A 730-nucleotide genomic window follows, 5' to 3' on the forward strand; every position below is an offset into this window, starting at 1 on the left:
CGCACAGGCCCCAGAGCAGGATGGGACGGCGGCCGAAGCGGTCCGACAGCGGGCCCCAGATCAGCTGGGAGGTACCGAAGGCCAGCAGCAGGGCGCTGAGCGTGAGCTGCGCCTGCGACATCGGCGCGCCGAAACCTTCAGTCAGGGAGGGGAGGGCGGGCAGGTAGAGGTCGGTCGTGACCGGCTGGATGCCCAGCAGCATCGACAGGACCAGCACCACCATGCCGGGCGACATGGCAGGCGCCGCGGTCTTCGAAACAGGAACATCCATTGAGCTGAGCGTATCAGACAAAACGCCTGCTGCATCGCGGTACTGGCATGGCCCGAGGGGCCGTTTCCAGAATCAATTCAGGACCCGGAAGAAGGGGGCAGAGGGAGCAGGCGGTCCAGGCCGGTGATTTTTGCGTGCTGCAGCAGCATGATGGTCTTGGCGTCTTCAATGGCGCCGCTGCGCACCATGGCCAGCGCTTCTTCCAGTTGCAGCTCGATCACCTCGATGTCTTCACCTTCATGGGCGATGCCGCCGCCTTCTCCTGCCCGGTCTGAACTTTCGTAGGAGGCTACGAAGAAATGCAACTTTTCAGTGACCGAACCCGGGCTCATGTAGGCCTCGAACACCTTGTGCGGCGCCTGGATGCGGAACCCGGTTTCTTCGGCTGCTTCGCGGCGGATGCAGGTCTCGGGGTCGTCGCCATCGAGCAGTCCGGCGCAGGCCTCGATGAGCATACCG

Annotated in this window: 2 protein-coding genes; both read right to left on the reverse strand. The window is 64.0% G+C overall.

Annotation, left to right across the window (positions count from 1 at the left end):
* A partial coding sequence (locus AC1D1X_RS24905; protein WP_477699573.1) for an MFS transporter occupies positions 1 to 271 on the reverse strand: 271 nt, incomplete at its 3' end.
* Positions 272 to 348: 77 nt separating this feature from the next.
* Positions 349 to 730: NUDIX domain-containing protein (locus AC1D1X_RS24910; protein WP_477699574.1), on the reverse strand; the 382-nt coding region annotated here is incomplete at its 5' end.

This window comes from Polaromonas sp. P1_G4 (genome assembly GCF_056405475.1).